The 20,048-nt window shown below is 54.1% G+C and carries 17 protein-coding genes; 12 read left to right on the top strand and 5 right to left on the bottom strand.

Going from position 1 to position 20,048, the window contains the following annotated elements; translation table 11 throughout:
• The first annotated feature begins 4 nt into the window (after positions 1 to 4).
• Positions 5 to 652 carry a TIGR02453 family protein gene (locus tag JXQ85_RS14425; protein ID WP_421749644.1) on the top strand — a complete coding sequence of 216 codons (648 nt, stop codon included), beginning with the start codon at positions 5 to 7 and terminating at the stop codon, positions 650 to 652.
• Here the strand turns inward: JXQ85_RS14425 and ppk2 are convergent.
• The 3 genes from ppk2 to JXQ85_RS14440 form a co-directional block, all read right to left on the bottom strand.
• Positions 649 to 1,578, bottom strand: coding sequence for a polyphosphate kinase 2 (ppk2, locus tag JXQ85_RS14430; RefSeq protein WP_421749645.1), 930 nt, complete (start codon positions 1,576 to 1,578; stop codon positions 649 to 651). The genes JXQ85_RS14425 and ppk2 overlap by 4 nt on opposite strands.
• A 92-nt stretch (positions 1,579 to 1,670) precedes the next feature.
• Positions 1,671 to 3,089, bottom strand: a complete 1,419-nt coding sequence (locus tag JXQ85_RS14435) for a pyridoxal phosphate-dependent decarboxylase family protein (protein ID WP_421749646.1) — start codon at positions 3,087 to 3,089, stop codon at positions 1,671 to 1,673.
• Between the two features lie 124 nt (positions 3,090 to 3,213).
• Positions 3,214 to 3,978, bottom strand: a complete 765-nt coding sequence (locus tag JXQ85_RS14440; RefSeq protein WP_421749647.1) for a hypothetical protein — start codon at positions 3,976 to 3,978, stop codon at positions 3,214 to 3,216.
• Positions 3,979 to 4,228: 250 nt separating this feature from the next.
• On the opposite strand from JXQ85_RS14440, the gene parE reads away from it, so the two are divergent.
• The 4 genes from parE to JXQ85_RS14460 all read left to right on the top strand — a co-directional run bounded on the left by parE (position 4,229) and on the right by JXQ85_RS14460 (position 8,015).
• Positions 4,229 to 6,187: a DNA topoisomerase IV subunit B gene (gene parE, locus JXQ85_RS14445; RefSeq protein ID WP_421749648.1), complete on the top strand. Its 1,959-nt coding sequence runs from the start codon at positions 4,229 to 4,231 to the stop codon at positions 6,185 to 6,187.
• Positions 6,188 to 6,199: 12 nt separating this feature from the next.
• Positions 6,200 to 6,928, top strand: a complete 729-nt coding sequence (locus tag JXQ85_RS14450) for a hypothetical protein (protein WP_421749649.1) — start codon at positions 6,200 to 6,202, stop codon at positions 6,926 to 6,928.
• A gap of 447 nt (positions 6,929 to 7,375) precedes the next feature.
• On the top strand, positions 7,376 to 7,495 hold the full coding sequence (locus tag JXQ85_RS14455; protein WP_421749650.1) for an entericidin A/B family lipoprotein: 120 nt from the start codon (positions 7,376 to 7,378) through the stop codon (positions 7,493 to 7,495).
• Between the two features lie 187 nt (positions 7,496 to 7,682).
• Entirely contained in the window at positions 7,683 to 8,015 is a 333-nt protein-coding gene (locus JXQ85_RS14460) for a GYD domain-containing protein (RefSeq protein WP_421749651.1), read from the top strand.
• 32 nt (positions 8,016 to 8,047) lie between these two features.
• On the opposite strand, the gene JXQ85_RS14465 is transcribed toward JXQ85_RS14460, so the two are convergent.
• Positions 8,048 to 9,271: a urate hydroxylase PuuD gene (locus JXQ85_RS14465; RefSeq protein WP_421749652.1), complete on the bottom strand. Its 1,224-nt coding sequence runs from the start codon at positions 9,269 to 9,271 to the stop codon at positions 8,048 to 8,050.
• An 88-nt stretch (positions 9,272 to 9,359) separates the two neighbouring features.
• Between JXQ85_RS14465 and JXQ85_RS14470 the strand changes: the two genes are divergently transcribed.
• Positions 9,360 to 10,265, top strand: coding sequence for a LysR family transcriptional regulator (locus JXQ85_RS14470; RefSeq protein WP_421749654.1), 906 nt, complete (start codon positions 9,360 to 9,362; stop codon positions 10,263 to 10,265).
• Here the strand turns inward: JXQ85_RS14470 and uraH are convergent.
• A complete protein-coding gene (gene uraH, locus JXQ85_RS14475) occupies positions 10,262 to 10,615 on the bottom strand; it encodes a hydroxyisourate hydrolase (protein WP_421749656.1) in 354 nt (117 codons plus the stop codon). The two genes, JXQ85_RS14470 and uraH, sit on opposite strands and share 4 nt — an antisense overlap.
• Positions 10,616 to 10,755: 140 nt before the next feature.
• Between uraH and puuE the strand changes: the two genes are divergently transcribed.
• The 6 genes from puuE (at position 10,756) to lpdA (ending at position 20,035) form a co-directional block, all read left to right on the top strand.
• A complete protein-coding gene (gene puuE / locus JXQ85_RS14480; protein WP_421749658.1) occupies positions 10,756 to 12,171 on the top strand; it encodes an allantoinase PuuE in 1,416 nt (471 codons plus the stop codon).
• Positions 12,168 to 12,653 (top strand): ureidoglycolate lyase, encoded by a 486-nt coding sequence (locus JXQ85_RS14485; RefSeq protein WP_421749659.1) that lies wholly within the window; start codon positions 12,168 to 12,170, stop codon positions 12,651 to 12,653. Before puuE ends, JXQ85_RS14485 begins: the two co-directional genes overlap by 4 nt.
• A gap of 64 nt (positions 12,654 to 12,717) precedes the next feature.
• A complete protein-coding gene (locus JXQ85_RS14490) occupies positions 12,718 to 14,031 on the top strand; it encodes a uracil-xanthine permease family protein (protein ID WP_421749660.1) in 1,314 nt (437 codons plus the stop codon).
• 321 nt (positions 14,032 to 14,352) lie between these two features.
• Complete coding sequence (gene aceE / locus JXQ85_RS14495) at positions 14,353 to 17,004, top strand: pyruvate dehydrogenase (acetyl-transferring), homodimeric type (RefSeq protein ID WP_421749661.1); 2,652 nt, start codon at positions 14,353 to 14,355, stop codon at positions 17,002 to 17,004.
• A 22-nt stretch (positions 17,005 to 17,026) separates the two neighbouring features.
• On the top strand, positions 17,027 to 18,292 hold the full coding sequence (aceF, locus tag JXQ85_RS14500) for a dihydrolipoyllysine-residue acetyltransferase (protein WP_421749662.1): 1,266 nt from the start codon (positions 17,027 to 17,029) through the stop codon (positions 18,290 to 18,292).
• 12 nt (positions 18,293 to 18,304) lie between these two features.
• Positions 18,305 to 20,035, top strand: a complete 1,731-nt coding sequence (gene lpdA / locus JXQ85_RS14505; RefSeq protein WP_421749663.1) for a dihydrolipoyl dehydrogenase — start codon at positions 18,305 to 18,307, stop codon at positions 20,033 to 20,035.
• The last annotated feature ends 13 nt before the right edge of the window (positions 20,036 to 20,048 follow it).

The following is a 20,048-nucleotide window of genomic DNA, read 5'->3' on the forward strand; positions in this document are numbered from 1 at the left end:
TTTTATGGCCGACCCATTTCACGCTTTGATCCCTGACGCCCGTGCCTTCCTCTCTGAATTGGCGCAGAACAATTCGCGTGATTGGTTCCTAGCCAACAAAGCGCGTTATGACAGTCATTTGAAACGACCTGCCGAACTGTTACTTGATCAGATCAGCGCTGAACTTGCGAAATCCTTGGGAGCTCCGGTCAAGCCAAAACTCTTTCGCCCCCATCGTGATGTTCGATTCTCAAAAGACAAAACACCTTACCACCAGCACCTCAACATGCTTTGGAATGCCGATCTGGGCGGGGTACAGCCGGTAGGATTCTTTTTTGGGATCGGGCTTGATTACCTGTCCATTGGTGGCGGGTTTATGGGCTTTGAAAAAGACACGCTGACAAGCTGGCGGTTGACGGTAGACGGCCCACTGGGTCAAGATATTGCCGACGTCACCGCGTCACTTACCCAACAAGGCATGCGGATTTCTGAACCAGAGCTAAAACGCGTACCAGCCCCTTATGATCGTGAGCACACACGCGCAGAGCTACTAAGACGCAAAAGCATGTCTGCATGGCGAGACTTTGATCAAATCGAACAACCATTGAGTACATTGGCTGAGGTCTTTAGTGACCTCAAACCATTGATCAATATGCTCGGCAGTTTGCGTTAGGCTGGCCCACTACGCCGATTGTTTGGATGCAGTGCTTTCCCCAGAATGTGCTCTGAGTGATGAATAACGTGGCTGGCAGAGGCCACAATCACCGGATCTGGTTCTGATACCAACGCATGGTCTTTCCCGGGATATTCAAGCGAGCTTAGAAAGTGGCGCATGCAATTTAGGCGCGCACGTTTCTTGTCGTTGGATTTGATCACCGTCCAAGGCGCATCTGCGGTATCCGTGTAAAAGAACATCGCCTCTTTGGCTTCGGTATATTCATCCCATTTGCCAAGGCTGGCCTTGTCTATTGGGCTTAGCTTCCATTGCTTCAAAGGATCGGTCTCGCGGCTGGCGAACCGCGCCTTTTGTTCATCGCGTGTCACCGAAAACCAATATTTATATAGCTGGATTCCTGACCGAACGAGCATGCGCTCAAGATCCGGTGTTTGACGCATAAACTCTAGGTATTCGCTTGGCTCACAAAACCCCATAACCCGTTCAACGCCCGCGCGATTATACCAGCTGCGGTCATAAAGTACGATTTCTCCATGGCTTGGCAAATGATCAATATAGCGCTGAAAATACCATTGGCCGCGCTCCTCATCCGTGGGTTTGTTCAGTGCCACCACCCGCGCTGTGCGCGGATTAAGGTGCTCGGTAAAACGCTTAATCGTTCCGCCCTTGCCTGCAGCATCACGCCCCTCAAATAACATCACAAACTTTTGCCCAGTGTCCTGCGCCCACAGTTGCACTTTTAATAGCTCGGCCTGCAGCTGCGCTTTTTGGGTCTCGTATTCCTTGCGCGTCATCCGGGTAGCATAAGGGTATTCCCCCTGCTCAAACGCCAGCACGCTGGTAGCATTCTCTTGCGGTTTAAGCTCTGATTTGACCTGAGCGCCCTCAGGGAGTTTAACGGAATTATTCACTATTGCAGGCATTTTCGCTCCTTCATCTGGTGTCGCTCTTGCGCTACCAGATGAAGGGCAAAACCGCCTTGACCCACGTCAAGCCGCGTTGGGTCAAATCCTGATTAAGCTGAGGCCAACGCGGCGACGGCTTGCACAGCCTCGCGAATATGCGCGTTAGTCGTGCGATGGTTCACGATCGCCGCGCGCAGCATCTCTACATCCCCAATTTTTGTGGTTGAGAACACCGCTTCACCGCTTTCCTGCAACTCAACAGCAATGCGCACGTTCAGCGCAGATTGAGCCTCTGCAGGCAGATCGGTTTGCGCTGTAAAGACACAAACATTGGAAACAGGATCGCACGCTAAGGCCATTCCCGCCTGGGCTTGCACTTCCTGAGCCATAAAGCCTGCAAGATCACAGTTGCGCGTGATTGCTTCGCTGAATGCTTCTTCTCCGATGGTTTCCAATGCCATCCAGACTTTGATCGCCCGGTTCCCACGCGACAGATCAACGCCATAGTCGCAGAACCACGGCTCACCACTGGCCACACCACGCTCTTTACCGTCTAGATAGACTGGTCGGGCCGCAAAGGCATTTCTTAGGTCTTCACCATCGCGCACCAGACAAAGGCCGCAATCATAGCTGACATACATCCACTTGTGAAAATCCATTGCAATAGAATCTGCCCGTTCAATCCCGTCGGACAGGCTGCGATAAGGTTCTTTCGCAATCCGCGTCCAAGCACCAAACGCACCATCAACATGCAACCAAAGGCTTTCGGCTGCGGCAACATCAGCCAATGCATGAAAATCATCGTAAAGGCCTAGATCAACGGAACCGGCAGTGCCCACCAAGAGGAAAGGCAGCGCACCTTGTGCGCGATCTTCGGCAATCATCTCTTTTAGTGCAGTAACATCTAGTCGGCCATCTTTCAAAGGCACCAAGCGTAGGTTTCCTGATCCGACACCAATCAGTTCGAGCCCTTTTTTGGTAGCGTTATGCACGCCTGCCGCCGCATAGGCCGTAAGGCGTTGCCCCACCTGCCCGGCTTCGCGAACCTCTTTGCCCAATGTTTTCACACGTGCTGCTGCAAAGGCCTGCGCCGTCGCTTGAGAGGTACCGGTTACAAATACACCAAAGGCGCTTTCGGGCATGCCCATCTTCTGGCGCGTCCAGTCGATCACCGCGCGCTCCATATAATTCGCGCCGTGATTGCGACCTCCGCAATTTGAGTTCATCACCGCAGCCACCATGCTGGCCGCGATATCGGTGCTCAGGCCACTGCCCTGCACCCAACCCCAATATTTCGGATGTGTGTTTCCCGCGTGATAAGGCAATACGTCGGTGCGCAATCGATCCATGACATCAGCGCCCTGTGCTGCGGTCTGACCGATAGCGTAGCTGTCTTCCAACCCTTCAGGCACATGCTGCCACGGGCGCTCGCCTGCGTTTTGCATAAGATCAATGCAGTGATCTAAGAGATCACGGGTTTCAGCTCGGAAACGGTCCCAATCCTGTGGGTCCAAAGTTTGATCGGACACGTTTTGCCCTCCGCAGCACTACAACTGACGCGCCATTTACATGACGCAGCGCGGCGGTGCATCCAAAATCCGCGATTCTGTTGGTTCACAACGTCGCGGCTTTCAGAAATCGAAAATCACATTCTTAAAGCGACATGCGGGCTGGGATGCTCATCAGGGGCACAATGCGGCCAAATCCTTGGGTGGCGTGGAATCTTTCAGAATTCTGAAATGCCTTCAAAGCCACAGCCGCATCGACATTTGGCATGTCCATTTGCATCACTGGTTTGCGCAGCAGGTTAACCGAAAGCACTGGCCATTCTTCCTCATATTCACTGTCGGCCACTTTGCACGGAGCAATCGCAGAAACGACCACATTGCCAATGGGCACCAAACGAAACAGGTCCGACGCCACTTTCAATATCGCACTGGATGCGTAAGCACGGTAGATCTTCATCGAGACCTCGCGCGGCATCTTGACCTCTGCCAGTTTGCCGCTGGGCATTTGTTTCAGTTGAAAATCAGGCACAATCGACGGGCTATGCAGCGCAAGCACCGCATGCACCAACCCCTTTTCCACCGTAAACCCTAGCCCACGCGCCAATTTATGTATGCCTGAAAGTTTTTGCTGGCTCTTGATCACTTTCATCAAAGCGCCATCATCGCCGGCACGCAGTTTTTGATAGACCTGCTGAACCTCAGGCCGCGTCTGCGCGGCCCAATGTATTTCCTCTATGATCTCATGGTGCAGCCCTGTGATCTGGCCAATATAACTGTCCAGTTCCTGCAGGTCTTGAGCGTTGGACCGCTCCAACGCGCGCTTCTGCCTGTCCTTTTCTTTCTGCTCGAATTCTCGAACAGCTGGCCGTGTTACCCGACCTAAGGACCCCATGGTGTCATTATATGCCATGACACTTCTCTCCTTTGGGGTGTAAATTGCCTCACCCTTCAACCGTGGGAGCAAAAGTCTCACAATGCAACATAAAAAGGGTGAAAAATCAGACTTATAGCCTTAATCGTTAAAAAATTATGCTATTTGTTAACGATTTCGTAACCACTTTTACTCTCGCGTTGTAACAGTTTTGCAATCGCACCTGCGCCCTTGCCCATGTCGCATCCGAATGGAATAATGACGGCAACCATAATGAAAAGAGCAGCGCATGACCGATCTACTCGCGGCAACTGAAACCGAACACACCTATGATGCATCCTCGATTGACGTTCTGGATGGTCTGGAGGCGGTACGCAAACGCCCGGGCATGTATATCGGTGGCACGGACGAGCGCGCGCTGCACCATATGGCGGCTGAAATTATCGATAACTCGATGGATGAAGCGGTTGCAGGCTTTGCCACTCGGATCGAAGTCACCTTGCTGGCCGACTATTCGCTGAAAGTCACCGACAACGGGCGCGGCATTCCAATTGATGCGCACCCGAAGTTCCCAGACAAATCCGCGCTTGAGGTGATTTTCACCGAGCTGCACGCAGGCGGTAAATTCTCTGGCGGGGCTTATGAGACCTCCGGCGGTCTGCACGGTGTGGGTTCCACCGTTGTGAACGCGCTGTCAGACAGCCTGATTGTCGAAGTCGCCAAGAACAAAGAAGTCTTCCAGCAAAGCTTCAAACGCGGCGTGCCGCAGGGCAAATTGGAAAAGATCGGCGCGGCTCCGAACCGGCGCGGCACCACGGTGACGTTCCACGCAGACGATCAGATCTTTGGCAAACACCGGTTCAAACCGAAACGCCTGATGACTTTGGTGCGCTCCAAAGCCTACCTCTTCTCTGGCGTTGAAATTCGCTGGAAATCTGAAATTGACGACGGCGAAACCCCAGTCGAAGCCACCTTCCACTTCCCTGGCGGGCTGTCCGACTATCTGTCAGAAACCCTTGGCAGCTCCACCGTCTATGCCGACACGCCATTTGCTGGCCGCGTTGAGTTCAAAGAAAAGTTCAACGAAGCAGGCTATGTCGAATGGACCATCAACTGGACGCCGTCGCGCGACGGTTTCATCCAGTCCTACTGTAACACCGTCCCAACACCCGAAGGCGGCACGCACGTCACCGGCTTCTGGGCCGCGATCCTGAAAGGCATCAAGGCCTACGGCGAACTCGTCGGCAACAAAAAGGCCGCACAGATTACCCGTGACGACTTGCTGGCGGGCGGCTGTGCCTTGGTCAGCTGCTTCATCGCGGATCCGGCCTTTGTGGGTCAGACAAAAGACCGGCTCTCAACCGAAGCCGCCAATAAGATGGTCGAGAATTCCGTTCGCGACCACTTTGACAACTGGCTGGCCTCCAACAACAAATCTGCCGGCGCGATCCTCGATTTCCTTGTGCTGCGCGCCGAAGAGCGCCTGCGCCGCCGTCAGGAAAAAGAGACGCAACGCAAGTCCGCCACCAAGAAACTGCGCCTGCCCGGCAAGTTGACGGACTGTTCAGCCACCAACCGCGAGGGCACAGAGCTCTTTATCGTCGAGGGTGACTCTGCGGGTGGCTCTGCCAAAATGGCGCGGAACCGCAAAACGCAGGCGCTTCTACCTCTGCGCGGTAAAATCCTGAACGTTCTGGGCGCGGCCAGCAGCAAGATCGGCACCAACGCCGAAATCAGCGACCTGACCCAAGCGCTTGGCGTGGGCCTTGGCACCAAATTCAACGTCGATGATCTGCGCTATGACAAGATCATCATCATGACCGATGCGGATGTCGACGGTGCCCATATCGCGGCGCTTCTGATGACCTTCTTCTACACCCAGATGCGCCCGATGATTGACAGCGGCCACCTCTATCTGGCTTGCCCGCCCCTTTTCCGCCTGACCCAAGGCGCAAAACGCATCTACTGCGTGGACGAGGCCGAACGCGACGCTTGGCTAGAAAAAGGCCTTGGCGGCAAAGGCAAGATCGACGTCTCCCGCTTTAAAGGTCTGGGCGAGATGGACGCGAAGGATTTGAAAGAAACCACCATGGACCCTGCGTCACGCACATTGATCCGCGTGACCATTGACGAGGACGAACCCGGCGAAACCGCCGACCTTGTTGAACGCCTGATGGGTAAGAAACCGGAGAAACGGTTTGAATACATTCAGGAGAACGCACGGTTTGTGGAGGAGTTGGATGTTTGATGGAGTTAGAAATTGTCAGAATCGCATATTAAGCGCGATCTTAAGAAAATTGGACTACAGGCAACGCTGATTTATTCGATACTTTTAATTGGAGGCATTCCCTTCGGTTGGTATTTCGAATTTTTAGTACTTAAGCCAATATCGATAAATGAATTAGGTGATTTTCTTGCGGGCGCTTTTGGTCCGCTAGCACTCTTTTGGTTAATTCTCAGTTTCTTTCAACAAAGCAAAGAACTTCAAAATAGTGTCGATGCGCTGAACTTGCAGGCCCGCGAGCTACAACGAACTGTAGAGCAGCAGACGAAGCTGACAGAAATTACTGAAGCGCAACATCAACTAGATGTCGCGGCACGCGAAGAAGAAACTCAAATGAGGTTGGATCGCGAAACTCCCAATATTTCAATTAGCTCTCGCGGAGCATCCGGAGGCAAGGAGATTACCAATCAATTCGCTGCAAAAAACAAAGGCGGGGACGCAAACAGAGTATTAATCACAACAACACCAAAGATAAAAAGAACAAGCCCATCTGTATTGCATAGGTTGGACAGCAAAGCTGATAGCAACTTCAACCTAATTACTGAAACAGCAATGTCAAAAACACCCGGCCTAAACTTGATTGTTATCAGTGAAGGAGCAAACGGAATGTCGCGAATTCAAGAGTTCGATATTAGCAAACCTGGCTGGCCAGAAATAAACAACAGAATATTTAAAACCGGTGAAGCGGAATCAACCGTCGACTAAATTAACCTTGATAGCTTTGGCTATGGAACAAATGCAACAAACCAGAATACTGCTTAACGCTTAGATGGACATCGCCTGACCGCGGGCGGAAGCCAAGCGCCCGCCCATGGGGGCGGTCGGGCGCTGCCCGTGCCGCAAGCGTCACTGGCGGGAATTGTCGGGACGTTTCTGTGCAATTGCGTATTTGCCTTCGGCAAATTGGGGGCGGTCACCTCTCATCGATTGCAAGCAATCGACTACCGGTCAATGGGGCGCTGCCCGTGCCGCAATCGTCACGGGTGGGGTTTGGTGGAACGTTGCAGATAAATGCGAAATGTAGGCCGGGCTTCAGCCCGGCATTGGGATGCTGCATCTTGCCGGGCTGAAGCCCGGCCTAGGGGTTGCCTCGCCTGAGGGTGTCGTTAAATTCAACCCAAATCAATTCCCAGTTTCTATCTTGGAGCCGACATGACCCGCATTCTGATGATCACCGCCCTCTTCGCTCTGACCGCCTGCGAAACCATCGAAGGCGCGGGCCGCGACCTTGCGACGGCGGGCAACGCCATCGAAAACGCCGCCAAGAAGTAAGGCGCGCAACGCCAAATTAAATCTCACTTTGAGATTTCGCCCATCCTGCGGTATATTCCTGCTTGCGGGAGGGGCCGTCGCACTCAAGTCAACTCAAGATCAACGCATGTTCGAGAACCGAGCATCCGATCGTCCCATTTTATCAGGCATACCGATCAGAGCAGGGTAACCTGTTCAGGAGAACGCTATGCCTACATTCATTACATACGGATCCTTTTCCAACGAAGGCTGCAAAGGGCTGATCGCCAAACCGGAAGACCGCGCTGTTGCGCTAAAACCCATGTTTGATGCCGTTGGAGCCACGATCCAAAACATCTATTTCACCACAGGCAGCAACGATGTGATTGTCATCAGCGAAGCCCCGGATGGCACTGATACCGTCACCCTTGGCATGGTAGTAGCCGCTTCAGGCGCGATGTCGAGCATCGAGACGGTGCGCGCCTGGACTTCTGCGGAATTCGTGGAGATCGCCCAACGTGCAGGCTCAATCGCCTCAAGCTACTCACCACCGGGTTCATAAAGGTACGGCGGGCACCTGCCCGCCCAATCGACCTAAGACCCGTTTTTGAACCAACGCACAATCTGCGCGCGCTCTGCGTCTTCCATCCAAGACACATTCGCGGGCGGCATGGCGTCGCTTTTGCCCGATTGCACATAGATCATCTGCGCAAGGGCTGCGATCTCGCCATCTGTTTCCAGCAACACGCCTCTCGGGGCGCGGTGAATCCCATCATAAACCGGCTCCCGCGCGTGGCACATAGAGCAGCGCCCCAGCACAATATCGCGCGCCTCTTCAAAACCCTCCGCCTCGGCAAATTGCACAGCATGGGCGGGCATCTCGGCCTCGGCTTCTTCCAGCGGTTTCATCACCGGCCCCGCTTGCGAGAGCCACATGATCGCGATGAACAAGAGTACTGTGACCAGCCAGGTCCACCAATGCATGCCTTTGCGGGCGTGCATGGAGTTGAAGAAATGCCGGATCGTGACACCCATCAAAAATACCAACGCGGCGATCAGCCAGTTGTACTGCGTCGCGAAGGCCAGCGGGTAGTGGTTTGACAACATAAGGAAAATCACGGGCAGCGTGAGGTAGTTATTGTGCGTGCTACGCAGCTTGGCGATCTTGCCATATTTGGCATCTGGCACCCTGCCCGCCTTCAAATCCGTCACCACAATCCGCTGGTTCGGCATGATGATAAAAAAGACATTCGCCGTCATGATCGTAGCCGTGAATGCCCCCAGATGCAGCATCATAGCGCGGCCTGTGAAGACTTGATTGAGGCCGTAGCCCATCACCACCAGCAACACGAACAAAAGCACCATTAGGACAGTGGGATGCTCCGCCAAGGGCGATTTACAGAGCGCATCATAGATCACCCAGCCAACGCCCAAAGTGGCGGCAGAGAGCAATATCCCCTGCCAGATCGCCAAATCGGATTTGCCAGCGTCGATAAGATAAAGCTCTGCCCCGGTCCAATAGACAATCATCAACAGGACAAATCCTGAGAGCCAGGTCGAGTAGCTCTCCCACTTAAACCATGTCAGGTGATCGGGCATGGCCGCTGGGGCAACGAGGTATTTGCGGATGTGGTAGAACCCACCGCCGTGCACCTGCCATTCTTCGCCATCTGCACCGCCGAAATCCCCGTCACGGCGCAGGCCTAGATCCAAGGCGATGAAGTAGAAGGACGAGCCGATCCAAGCGATTGCCGTAATAACGTGCACCCAGCGAGCGGCGAAGCCCAGCCATTCCCAGATAATCGGCCATTCCTGCATGTGTCTCGCTCCGCCTTCTTGACTATCTGTTGATTAGATTATCTTCTATCTTCTAACAAACCCGAAGAGTTTCAAGAAAAACCTTACAATGTCCTACTTTGAGAATATCCGAACCTTCATCCGTGTCTATGAATTGGGCAATATGTCTGCGGCTGCGCGGGATCAGCGTATTTCAGCGGCCGTCGCAAGTTCGCGGATTGCGCAGCTGGAAGAGCATCTGAAGGTACGGCTGTTTCAGCGCACAACACGTCAGCTGCATCCCACCGAGCAAGGGCAAATTTTTTACGGTGGGGCCTGCAAAATTGTGGAAGCCGTCGAGCAAGCCGAGGCCGATGTGGAAAGCGTTACGTTGACCCCTCGCGGGTCTTTGTTAGTGGCGGCGCCCTTGGGGATCGGACGTCGCTTGATTGCGCCTCTCATCCCAAAATTCAAAGAAGCATACCCGCTGATCGACATTCGCCTGCGACTGTCGGATCGCGCGCTCGACATCACCGGCGAGGGTCTGGATATCGCTTTCTTTCTGGGTCTACCCAAAGACAGCGCGCTGAAAATCCGCAAAATTGCAGATTGTGCGCGTGTGCTCTGCGCAGCTCCGGCTTACGTGCAACAAAAGGGGCACCCCAAATCCCCGCAGGAATTGGAAGATGGCACCCATGACTGTTTGAACCTAAGGTATCCCGGCGCGCCAGAATTCCAGTGGCCGCTGCAAACATCTGATGGCACAGCGAAATTTGCGGTCAAAGGCCCGTTTGAAACAGATGATGGGGATGTGCTGACGTCATGGGCCCTAGAGGGACATGGGATTATCTTGAAGCCGGCCTTTGAGGTGCAAGAGCATCTAAAGACGGGCGCTTTGGTGCCGGTTTTACCGGAACATGCCCCGATCTCTGTGCAGCTAGGTTGCCTTTATAGCCATCGCCGTCACCAAGACCCAAAGACGCGGCTGTTTATTGATTTTCTCGCCAAACCCATGGCCAAAGCTGTCGCTACTTAGCTGCCGCGATAGGTCGAATAGCCATAGGGCGAAAGCAGCAGCGGTACGTGGTAATGCATCTCTTCACTCATGCCGAACCGGATGGGCACCTGATCTAGAAACATCACATTGCCCTGATTGTCGCCGTGATTGCGCAGGTAGTCGCCACAGAAAAAGATCAATTCATAATGCCCGGTTTTGAATCTCCCTTCGGGCAGGATCGGCGCATCGGTACGGCCATCAGCGTTGGTTAACGCCGATGCAATTTTGCGATGAGAATTGCCTGACACCCGGTAGAGTGCAATTTCAATCCCCTCAGCAGGGCAGCCCCGCGCGGTGTCCAAAACATGAGTTGTCAGATATCCGCTCATTACGCTCTCCATTTAGGCAAATCTTTCATAGACGCTCTGCATTCCTACTGCCCACTGTACAGATGCCGTCAGGTCTTTCAAAATACTTGATAAAGTCAGGCTGATCTTTTCATCCTATGGTGCAGCCAAAGGAGTAATACATGAACAGATACCCTCGCGATTTGCGCGGATATGGGGCAACACCCCCCAATGCCAATTGGCCGGGCGATGCGCGGATCGCGGTGCAGTTTGTGTTGAACTTCGAAGAAGGTGGCGAGAATTGCCTGCTGCACGGTGATGCTGCATCCGAAGCCTTCTTATCTGATATCCCGGGTGCGCAGCCATGGGTTGGGCAACGCCATTGGAATATGGAGTCGATCTACGACTATGGTGCACGCGCAGGGTTTTGGCGGTTGCATCGCTTGTTCACTGGACGCCACATTCCTTTGACAATCTATGGTGTAGCCTCTGCTTTGGCCCGCGCTCCAGAACAGGTTGCTGCGATGAAGTCCGCAGGCTGGGAAATCGCAAGCCACGGTCTGAAATGGGTTGAGCACAAAGACATGGCTGAGGAAGACGAGCGAGCTGCGATCGTTGAGGCGGTCCGTCTGCATACTGAAGTCGTCGGGGAACGCCCAAGGGGATGGTACACGGGCCGGTGTTCCGAGCGCACTGTGCGTCTGGTTTCTGAAGAAGGTGGCTTTGACTACATTTCGGATGCCTATGACGATGATCTTCCTCATTGGATTGAGGTCGATGAAAGAGATCAATTAATCATCCCTTACTCGCTGGAAACCAATGACATGAAATTCTCAACTGCTCCCGGCTGGGTGACAGGGCAGGATTTCTACACCTATCTCAAAGATGCCTTTGATGTGCTTTATGCCGAAGGACGCGAAGGTGCGCCAAAGATGATGAGCATCGGGCTGCACTGTCGCCTGATCGGCCGTCCCGGCAAGATCGCTGGGTTGATGCAGTTTCTCGACTACATCGCGGATTTTGAAGGTGTGTGGACGCCACGCCGCATCGATATTGCACGCCATTGGGCGACGGAGCACCCACATCGCCGCTTTGAACGCCCTCGCGACATGCCTAAGAAAGACTTCGTTGCCAAGTTCGGTGGTATCTTTGAGCATTCTGCGTGGATTGCAGAGCGTGCTCATGGTTTGGAATTGGGGCCTGCGCATGATTCAGCGATGGGCTTGCATAATGCCCTGGCGCGGAGCTTCCGCAGCGCCTCTTATGAAGAGCGTCTTGGCGTTCTCAATGCCCATCCTGATTTGGCTGGAAAGCTCGCAGCAGCCGGGCGGCTGACAGCGGACTCGACGTCAGAGCAAGCCAGTGCAGGATTGGATATGCTGACCGATGCTGAACGTTCAGAATTCCAAAAACTTAACGCGGAATACACAGCCAAACATGGATTTCCATTTATCATTGCCGTGAAAGATCACGCCAAGGCCGACATTATGCGAGCCTTTGAGCGACGGATCGCGAATAAGACCGAGACTGAGTTTGATGAGGCCTGCCGACAGGTTGAACGGATTGCTGAACTTCGTCTGAAAGATTTGCTGCCATGACAACGATCACTCCCATCCCTCTCACCGCAGAGGGCTTTGCACCTTTTGGAGATGTGATCGAGCTTGGGACGAAGGCTTTTAAAATAAACGACGGCATGTGTGATCGTCACCACGACCTCGCGCAACTGGAATTCCTCGAGGGCAAAGCGGGTATCAGCCTGTTTCAGGCTGTGCCACGTGAATTGCCCTACGCCATTGATTTGGTTGAGCGACACCCAAAAGGCAGTCAGGCCTTTATTCCAATGTACCTGACTTCTTTTCTGGTGATTGTCGCGCCTGACGAAAACGGAACTCCGGGTACGCCACTGGCGTTTTTGACCAACCCCGGTCAAGGCATCAACCTACAGCGCAATACATGGCATGGCGTCCTGACACCACTGCAATCGCCGGGCTTGTTTGCTGTGATCGACCGGATCGGGGACGACACCAATTTAGAAGAACATATCTTTGAGACACAATATGTGGTAGATTCACCGGGCTAATTGCGCAGATATCGCGCAATTGCCGGAATACTGTGCAACTTAATCAACTGTAGAGGGACAGAAGATGACTGCAACAGACTACCGGGATCCAAACGTGACCCCACCACTCGGGCAAGCGATACCGCTTGGCTTTCAACACGTTTTGGCGATGTTTGCGTCAAACGTTACTCCATCCATCATCGTTGCCGGGGCCGCGGGCCTGGCCTTTGGCGGTGCCGAGCAGGTTTATCTAATTCAGATGGCCATGCTGTTTGCCGGGATCGCAACGTTATTCCAAACCGTTGGCTTTGGTCCAGTCGGCGCGCGACTGCCAATCATGCAGGGAACAAGCTTTGCTTTTGTGGGTGTTCTTGCCGGGGTCGCTGCAACTCAAGGGCTGGGCGTTGCTTTGACGGCCTGTATCATTGGCGGTGTGATCCACTTCATGCTGGGCTCAGTCATTGGTAAGCTCCGCTGGCTTTTCCCACCGCTCGTAACCGGCCTCGTGATTTTGGCGATCGGTCTTTATCTAATTCCGGTGGCAATCAAATACGCCGCAGGAGGCGCAGCCCAGTTCCAGATGGAAGCGGAAAGCTTTGGATCGCTGAAACACTGGAGCGTCGCTCTGACAGTTGTCGTCGTCTCTTTGGTCCTGAAGTTTTTCACCAAGGGCATAACTTCCAACGCCGCCATCCTGATCGGACTTTTGGCAGGGTATGTTCTTGCATTCCTGGTCGGCATGGTGAATTTCGGCGCCGTTGGCAAAGCCTCATGGATAACGGGGATCACGCCCATACCTTATGGTTTTGAATTCAGCCTAGGGGCTGTCATAGCGGTCACTTTGGTCTCTATCGTTTCGGCAATTGAAACCGTCGGGGACGCTTCGGCGACCGCAAAGGCAGGTGCCGGGCGTGACGCCACAGACGAAGAAATCGCAGGCGCGACCTATGCCGACGGCCTTGGCACTGCGGTCGCCGGGGTTTTTGGTGGCCTTCCAAACACCTCCTTCAGCCAGAACGTTGGTATTGTCGGCATGACAGGCGTCATGAGCCGCCATGTTGTCACCATTGGTGGCCTCGTCTTGGTGGCCTGTGGCTTGATCCCAAAAATTGGCGCTGTGATCGCTTCTATGCCCCTGCCCGTTCTTGGCGGTGGCGTGATCGTCATGTTTGGCATGGTCGCCGCTGCGGGCTTGAATGTTCTGTCCGAGGTCAAACTTAACCGGCGCAATATGGTGATTATCGCGATCTCGCTTGCGATTGGCTTGGGTCTGAATTTGGTCCCAACTGCCGTTCAATATCTGCCAGGTGTGGTTAAGATCCTCATGACATCAGCGGTGGCCCCAACAGCGCTTTGCGCCATCGTGTTGAACCTGATCCTGCCAGAAGAAGCGGAGTAACATGCTCGGTCGGCGTTGAATACACCCGCCGAATAACTGTATCGGGCCGCATGCTCTGCATGCGGCCCTTTCTATTTTTCGAGTCCTATTTCAGTGGAAGCACTGCGCTCTCTTTCGTCAAAACTTATATAGTTTAAAATTAAACCAATATCCCAAACCAACTTTCGATACTCCGCCTCCAATAAGCTGATAAACTGTCAAAATACCCAAAAATACGAGTTTCCCGCTCCGTGCATGGCTGCTATGTCGCAGGAGTACTACCCAAGTAGTTTAATATTAAACTATAAGAGATCAGCCCAATTCGGAGGAGGAAGCCCAATCATGGCAAATTTCGAAGACATTGATCCAATTGAATCCCGCGAATGGCAGGAAGCCATTGAAGACGTGATTGCAAAAGATGGCGCTGATCGCGCGCATTTCCTGCTGGATCGCGCTGTACAACAGGCCCGCGCCGCTGGCGCCACCCTGCCTTTCTCAGCAACAACACCTTATCAAAACACCATCCCAACCGATGATCAGGAGCCTTTCCCGGGCGATCTCGACATGGAATGGCGTATCCGCACAATCAACCGCTGGAACGCGATGGCGACAGTTGTCCGCCGCAATAAAGTTTCAAGCGAATATGGCGGTCACATCGCATCATTCGCGTCCTCCGCCGTCATGTATGATATCGGCTTGAACCACTTCTGGCGCTCCAAGTCAGCCATCCACGGTGGCGATCTGGTCTTCTTCCAAGGTCATGTGATCCCGGGGATCTACGCGCGCTCCTTTATGGAAGGCCGCCTGACCGAAGAACAGCTGGAAAACTTCCGTTCTGAAGTGAATGGCAACGGACTATCCTCCTACCCACACCCATGGCTGATGCCGGATTACTGGCAGTTCCCTACGGTTTCCATGGGCCTTGGCCCGCTTATGGCGATCTATCAAGCGCGGTTCATGAAATACATGCACAACCGTGGTCACATTGATATGGCCGACCGAAAAGTCTGGGTCTTCCTCGGCGACGGTGAAATGGACGAGCCTGAATCTCGTGGTGCTATCGATCTGGCGGCGCGCGAAGGTCTGGATAACCTGATCTTTGTGGTGAACTGCAATCTGCAACGTCTTGATGGCCCAGTGCGGGGCAACGGCAAGATCGTTCAAGAACTCGAAGGCGGCTTCCGCGGCGCGGGTTGGAACGTCATCAAATTGCTTTGGGGCAAAGGCTGGGACGAGCTGCTAGAGAAAGACACCTCAGGCAAGCTGCGTCAGCTGATGGATGAAACCGTCGACGGTGACTACCAGACATTCAAATCCAAAGACGGCGCCTACATTCGCAAGCATTTCTTTGGCAAATACCCAGAGACCGCGAAGCTGGTTGAAGACTGGTCAGACGAGCAAATCTGGTCCTTGCGTCGCGGCGGCCATGACCCGCAGAAAGTATATACCGCTTTCAAACGTGCGTCTGACACCAAGGGTCAACCAACCTGCCTGCTGGTGAAAACAGTCAAAGGCTACGGCATGGGTTCAGCTGGCGAAGGCCAGAACACCACCCACCAGCAAAAGAAAATGGCCGAAGATCAACTGCGTGCCTTCCGAGATCGTTTTGAAATCCCGGTCAGCGACGAAGATCTGCCAAAAGCGCCGTTTGTCAAATTGAACAACGCACAAAAGGCCTATCTGGCGGATCGTCGTCAGGCTTTGGGCGGGGCCTTCCCGAAACGTGAAGCAAAATCCGACAAGCTGGAAATCCCAGCGCTGGATAAATTCGCAGCCCAGCTGAAATCCACAGGCGAGCGTGAAATCTCGACCACAATGGCCTTCGTCCGCATCCTGACCACGCTTCTGCGTGATAAGAAGATGGGTAAAAACGTTGTGCCGATTGTGCCGGATGAAAGCCGCACCTTTGGTATGGAAGGCCTGTTCCGCTCTGTCGGCATCTACAACCCGCTGGGTCAGAACTATACGCCAGAAGACGCTGATCAGATGCAGTACTACAAAGAGACCACTGATGGTCAGGTTCTGCAGGAAGGCATCAACGAGGCCGGCGCAATGGCCGATTGGATTGCGGCGGCAACGTCTTATTCCAACCACGGCGTACCGATGATCCCCTTCTTCATCTACTACTCGATGTTTGGTTTCCAGCGTATTGGCGACCTTGCATGGGCGGCTGGTGACAGCCGTGCGCGTGGCTTCATGCTGGGCGGTACTGCAGGTCGGACAACGCTGAACGGCGAAGGTCTGCAGCACGAAGATGGCCACAGCCACATTCTGGCGGGCACTGTGCCGAACTGCATCAGCTATGACCCAACCTTCCAATATGAGGTTGCGGTGATCATCCGGCACGGCATGAAGGAAATGTATGAAGAACAGAAAGACGTCTTCTATTACCTGACGCTGATGAATGAAAACTACGCGCACCCTGATATGCCGATGGGCGTTGAAGATGACATCATCAAAGGCCTTTACCGTTTCAAAGAGGTTGCAAAACCGGGCAAGAAACACGTCACATTGATGGGCTCTGGCACCATTCTGATGCAGGCGATCAAGGCTGCCGAGATGTTGGAAGAGGACTTTGGCGTGACGTCTGAAATCTGGTCCGCGACAAGCTTCAACGAGTTGGCTCGCGATTGTCAGGATGCAGAGCGGCACAACCGCCTGAACCCGCTGGCAGAGCCAAAGACCCCGTTTGTGGCAGCACAATTGGCCAAAACCAAAGGCCCGATTATCGCAGCAACTGACTACATGAAGAACTTCGCCGAGCAGATCCGCGCCTGTGTGCCCGGTCGCTACACGGTGCTGGGAACAGACGGCTACGGCCGATCTGACAGCCGCGTGAACCTGCGTCGCTTCTTTGAGGTCGATGCAAACCACATCGCAGCCGCGGCCATGGTGGAGCTTTTCCGTGAAGGGGCCATCACCAAAGCCGTGCTCGAGAAGGCGCTGAAGAAATACGACATTGACGGCAACAAACCGAACCCCCGTCTGGTGTGATCGGGACAGAGGAGACAAGATCATGACAATTGAAGTCAAAGTACCTGATATTGGGGATTTCGACGCGGTTCCCGTTGTATCCGTTCTGGTTGAAGTCGGCGATGTGATCGCCGTCGAAGATCCAATCATCGAGTTGGAATCCGACAAGGCAACGATGGAGGTCCCCTCCTCTTCCGCCGGTAAGGTTCTGGAAATCAAAGTCGCTGAAGGCGATGAGATTGGAGAAGGCGCCGTCGTATTGGTTCTGGAAGCTGAAGCAGGTGCTGATGCGCCAGCCGCGGCAGCAACTACAGAAACGCCTGCGGCGGCACCAGCATCCGCTACGCCCGCAGCGGCTCCTGCTCCGGCGGCGTCAGTGGCGGTAACCGACAGTGGGTTTGGCAAAGCACACGCCTCCCCTTCCGTTCGTGCCTTTGCTCGCCAGCTGGATATCGATATCGCGAAAATCAACGGTTCGGGCCGCAAAGGTCGCATCCTGCGCGAAGACGTCACAGCCTTCCTGAAATCCACTTCCGCGCCTGCGGCAGCAGCGCCTGCAGCAAGCGGCGGCATGGGTATCCCACCGATCCCTGCAGTTGATTTCAGCAAGTTCGGCAAGGTCGAAGATGTTGAGATGCCACGCATCAAAAAGATCTCTGGCCCTGCCTTGCATCGTTCCTGGTTGAACATCCCGCATGTGACGCACAACGACGAAGCGGACATCACGGATCTCGATAAGTACCGCAAAGAAATGGACACGATGGCCAAGGAAAATGGCTACCGCGTTACTCTGCTAAGTTTTGTCGTCAAAGCATCCGTTTCTGCGCTCAAAGAACATTGGGAAGTCAACAGCTCTATCCACCCGGATGGCGACAAGCTGATCAAGAAAGACTACTACAACATCGGTTTTGCGGCGGACACACCGAATGGACTGATGGTCCCAGTGATCAAAGACGCAGACCGCAAGGGCATCGTCGAGATTTCCAAAGACCTGATGGATCTGTCCGGTAAAGCACGCGAAGGCAAGTTGAAGGGCGACGACATGTCCGGCGCGACCTTCACGATCTCGTCTCTTGGCGGCATTGGTGGCACCTCTTTCACTCCGATTGTGAACGCACCTGAGGTGGCAATCCTTGGTCTGACACGGTCGAAAATGGCACCGGTCTGGAATGGTGAGGAATTCGTGCCTCGCCTGATGCAACCGCTGTCCTTGTCTTACGATCACCGCGCCATCGACGGGGCATTGGCCGCACGGTTCACCGTGACGCTGAAAACCCTGCTCGGCGATATGCGCAAGTTGATGTGGTAAGGAGAGAGATCAATGGAAGTTAAAGTCCCTGATATTGGTGATTTCGACAGCGTCCCAGTGGTATCGATCCTGGTTGAAGTCGGCGACACCGTTGCCGTCGAGGACCCGCTGATCGAGCTGGAATCTGACAAAGCCACAATGGAAGTGCCTTCCCCAGCCGCAGGCGTGGTCAAGGAAATCAAAGTTGCCGAAGGCGACGATGTTTCTGAGGGTTCACTGATCTTAGTATTGGACGGTGCGGAAGCTGAAACTGCAGCGGAAGCACCTGCTCCCGCCGAAGCACCCGCTGCGCCTACTGCCGTTGCGCCAACCGGTACAGTGTCTGGCGCTGGTGATGTACATGCAGAAGTCGTGGTTCTGGGCTCTGGCCCGGGTGGTTACACGGCAGCATTCCGCGCAGCCGACCTTGGCAAAAAGGTTGTTCTGATCGAGAAAGACAGCTCCCTCGGTGGTGTCTGCCTGAACGTTGGCTGTATCCCTTCCAAAGCCTTGTTGCACGGCGCGAAAGTGATCACCGAGGCGGAAGAAATGGCACATTTCGGTGTGAAATTCTCCAAGCCAGAGGTCGACCTGGACGCGCTGCGTGGTTGGAAAGAAAGCGTAGTCAATCAATTGACCGGCGGTCTAGGCGGTTTGGCCAAGGCGCGTAAGGTTCAGGTTGTGAACGGCTACGGCACATTCACTGGCCCGAACATGATCGAAGTCGACAACGATGGTGCAAAGTCCACCGTCAGCTTTGATCAATGTATCATTGCTGCAGGCTCTGAGCCTGTCACTCTGCCGTTCATCCCGCATGACGATCCTCGTGTGATCGATTCCACTGGCGCGCTGGAGCTGGAAGATATTCCAGAGCGTCTGCTGGTTCTGGGCGGCGGTATTATCGGTCTGGAAATGGGTACTGTCTATGACGCGCTGGGATCGAAAGTGACCGTCGTTGAGTTCATGGACCAGATCATTCCTGGTGCTGACAAAGACATCGTAAAGCCTTTGCAGAAACGCATCGAAGGCCGCTACGAAGCCATCCTGACCAAAACCAAAGTCACCGCTGTTGAAGCGACCGATGCTGGTATGAAAGTCACCATGGAAGGCCCAGATGGCGAGACCGTCGATACCTTCGACAAGGTGCTTGTTGCGGTTGGTCGTCGCCCAAATGGCGCAAAAACCAACGCCGCAGCAGCCGGTGTTGCGGTAGACGAACGCGGTTTTATAGCGGTCGACAATCAGCAACGCACGGGTCAGTCCCATATCTTCGCAATTGGCGATGTGGTGGGCCAACCTATGCTGGCGCACAAAGCCGTACACGAAGGCAAAGTAGCAGCGGAAGTTGCAGCCGGCCAAAAGCGTTTCTTTGATGCGCGCGTGATCCCATCCGTGGCCTACACCGACCCTGAAGTGGCATGGGTTGGCATGACCGAAACGCAGGCGAAGGCTGAAGGCGTAAAAGTTGGCAAAGGCGTCTTCCCATGGGCGGCCTCTGGTCGCTCCCTGTCACTGGGTCGTTCCGAAGGCATCACCAAGCTGGTGTTTGACGAGCATGAGCGTGTGATCGGCGCAGGTATCGTTGGTCCGAATGCTGGCGATCTGATCGCCGAAGTTGCGCTGGCGATCGAAATGGGCGCGGACGCAGTGGACCTGGGTCACACCATTCACCCGCACCCGACCTTATCGGAAACCGTGAACTTCGCAGCTGAGATGTTTGAAGGCACAATCACTGATCTGATGCCGCCCAAAAAGCGTAAGTAAATTAAAAAAAAGC

The organism is Cognatishimia sp., assembly GCF_049116455.1.
Taxonomy (GTDB): domain Bacteria; phylum Pseudomonadota; class Alphaproteobacteria; order Rhodobacterales; family Rhodobacteraceae; genus Cognatishimia.

Excerpts from the sequence above, each read along its gene's own strand:
- JXQ85_RS14425 (WP_421749644.1), top strand. The coding sequence starts at position 5 with ATGGCCGACCCATTTCACGCTTTGATCCCTGACGCCCGTGCCTTCCTC.
- ppk2 (WP_421749645.1), bottom strand. The coding sequence starts at position 1,578 with ATGCCTGCAATAGTGAATAATTCCGTTAAACTCCCTGAGGGCGCTCAG.
- JXQ85_RS14440 (WP_421749647.1), bottom strand. The coding sequence starts at position 3,978 with ATGGCATATAATGACACCATGGGGTCCTTAGGTCGGGTAACACGGCCA.
- parE (WP_421749648.1), top strand. The coding sequence starts at position 4,229 with ATGACCGATCTACTCGCGGCAACTGAAACCGAACACACCTATGATGCA.
- JXQ85_RS14455 (WP_421749650.1), top strand. The coding sequence starts at position 7,376 with ATGACCCGCATTCTGATGATCACCGCCCTCTTCGCTCTGACCGCCTGC.
- JXQ85_RS14460 (WP_421749651.1), top strand. The coding sequence starts at position 7,683 with ATGCCTACATTCATTACATACGGATCCTTTTCCAACGAAGGCTGCAAA.
- JXQ85_RS14465 (WP_421749652.1), bottom strand. The coding sequence starts at position 9,271 with ATGCAGGAATGGCCGATTATCTGGGAATGGCTGGGCTTCGCCGCTCGC.
- JXQ85_RS14470 (WP_421749654.1), top strand. The coding sequence starts at position 9,360 with ATGTCCTACTTTGAGAATATCCGAACCTTCATCCGTGTCTATGAATTG.
- uraH (WP_421749656.1), bottom strand. The coding sequence starts at position 10,615 with ATGAGCGGATATCTGACAACTCATGTTTTGGACACCGCGCGGGGCTGC.
- puuE (WP_421749658.1), top strand. The coding sequence starts at position 10,756 with ATGAACAGATACCCTCGCGATTTGCGCGGATATGGGGCAACACCCCCC.
- JXQ85_RS14485 (WP_421749659.1), top strand. The coding sequence starts at position 12,168 with ATGACAACGATCACTCCCATCCCTCTCACCGCAGAGGGCTTTGCACCT.
- JXQ85_RS14490 (WP_421749660.1), top strand. The coding sequence starts at position 12,718 with ATGACTGCAACAGACTACCGGGATCCAAACGTGACCCCACCACTCGGG.
- aceE (WP_421749661.1), top strand. The coding sequence starts at position 14,353 with ATGGCAAATTTCGAAGACATTGATCCAATTGAATCCCGCGAATGGCAG.
- aceF (WP_421749662.1), top strand. The coding sequence starts at position 17,027 with ATGACAATTGAAGTCAAAGTACCTGATATTGGGGATTTCGACGCGGTT.
- lpdA (WP_421749663.1), top strand. The coding sequence starts at position 18,305 with ATGGAAGTTAAAGTCCCTGATATTGGTGATTTCGACAGCGTCCCAGTG.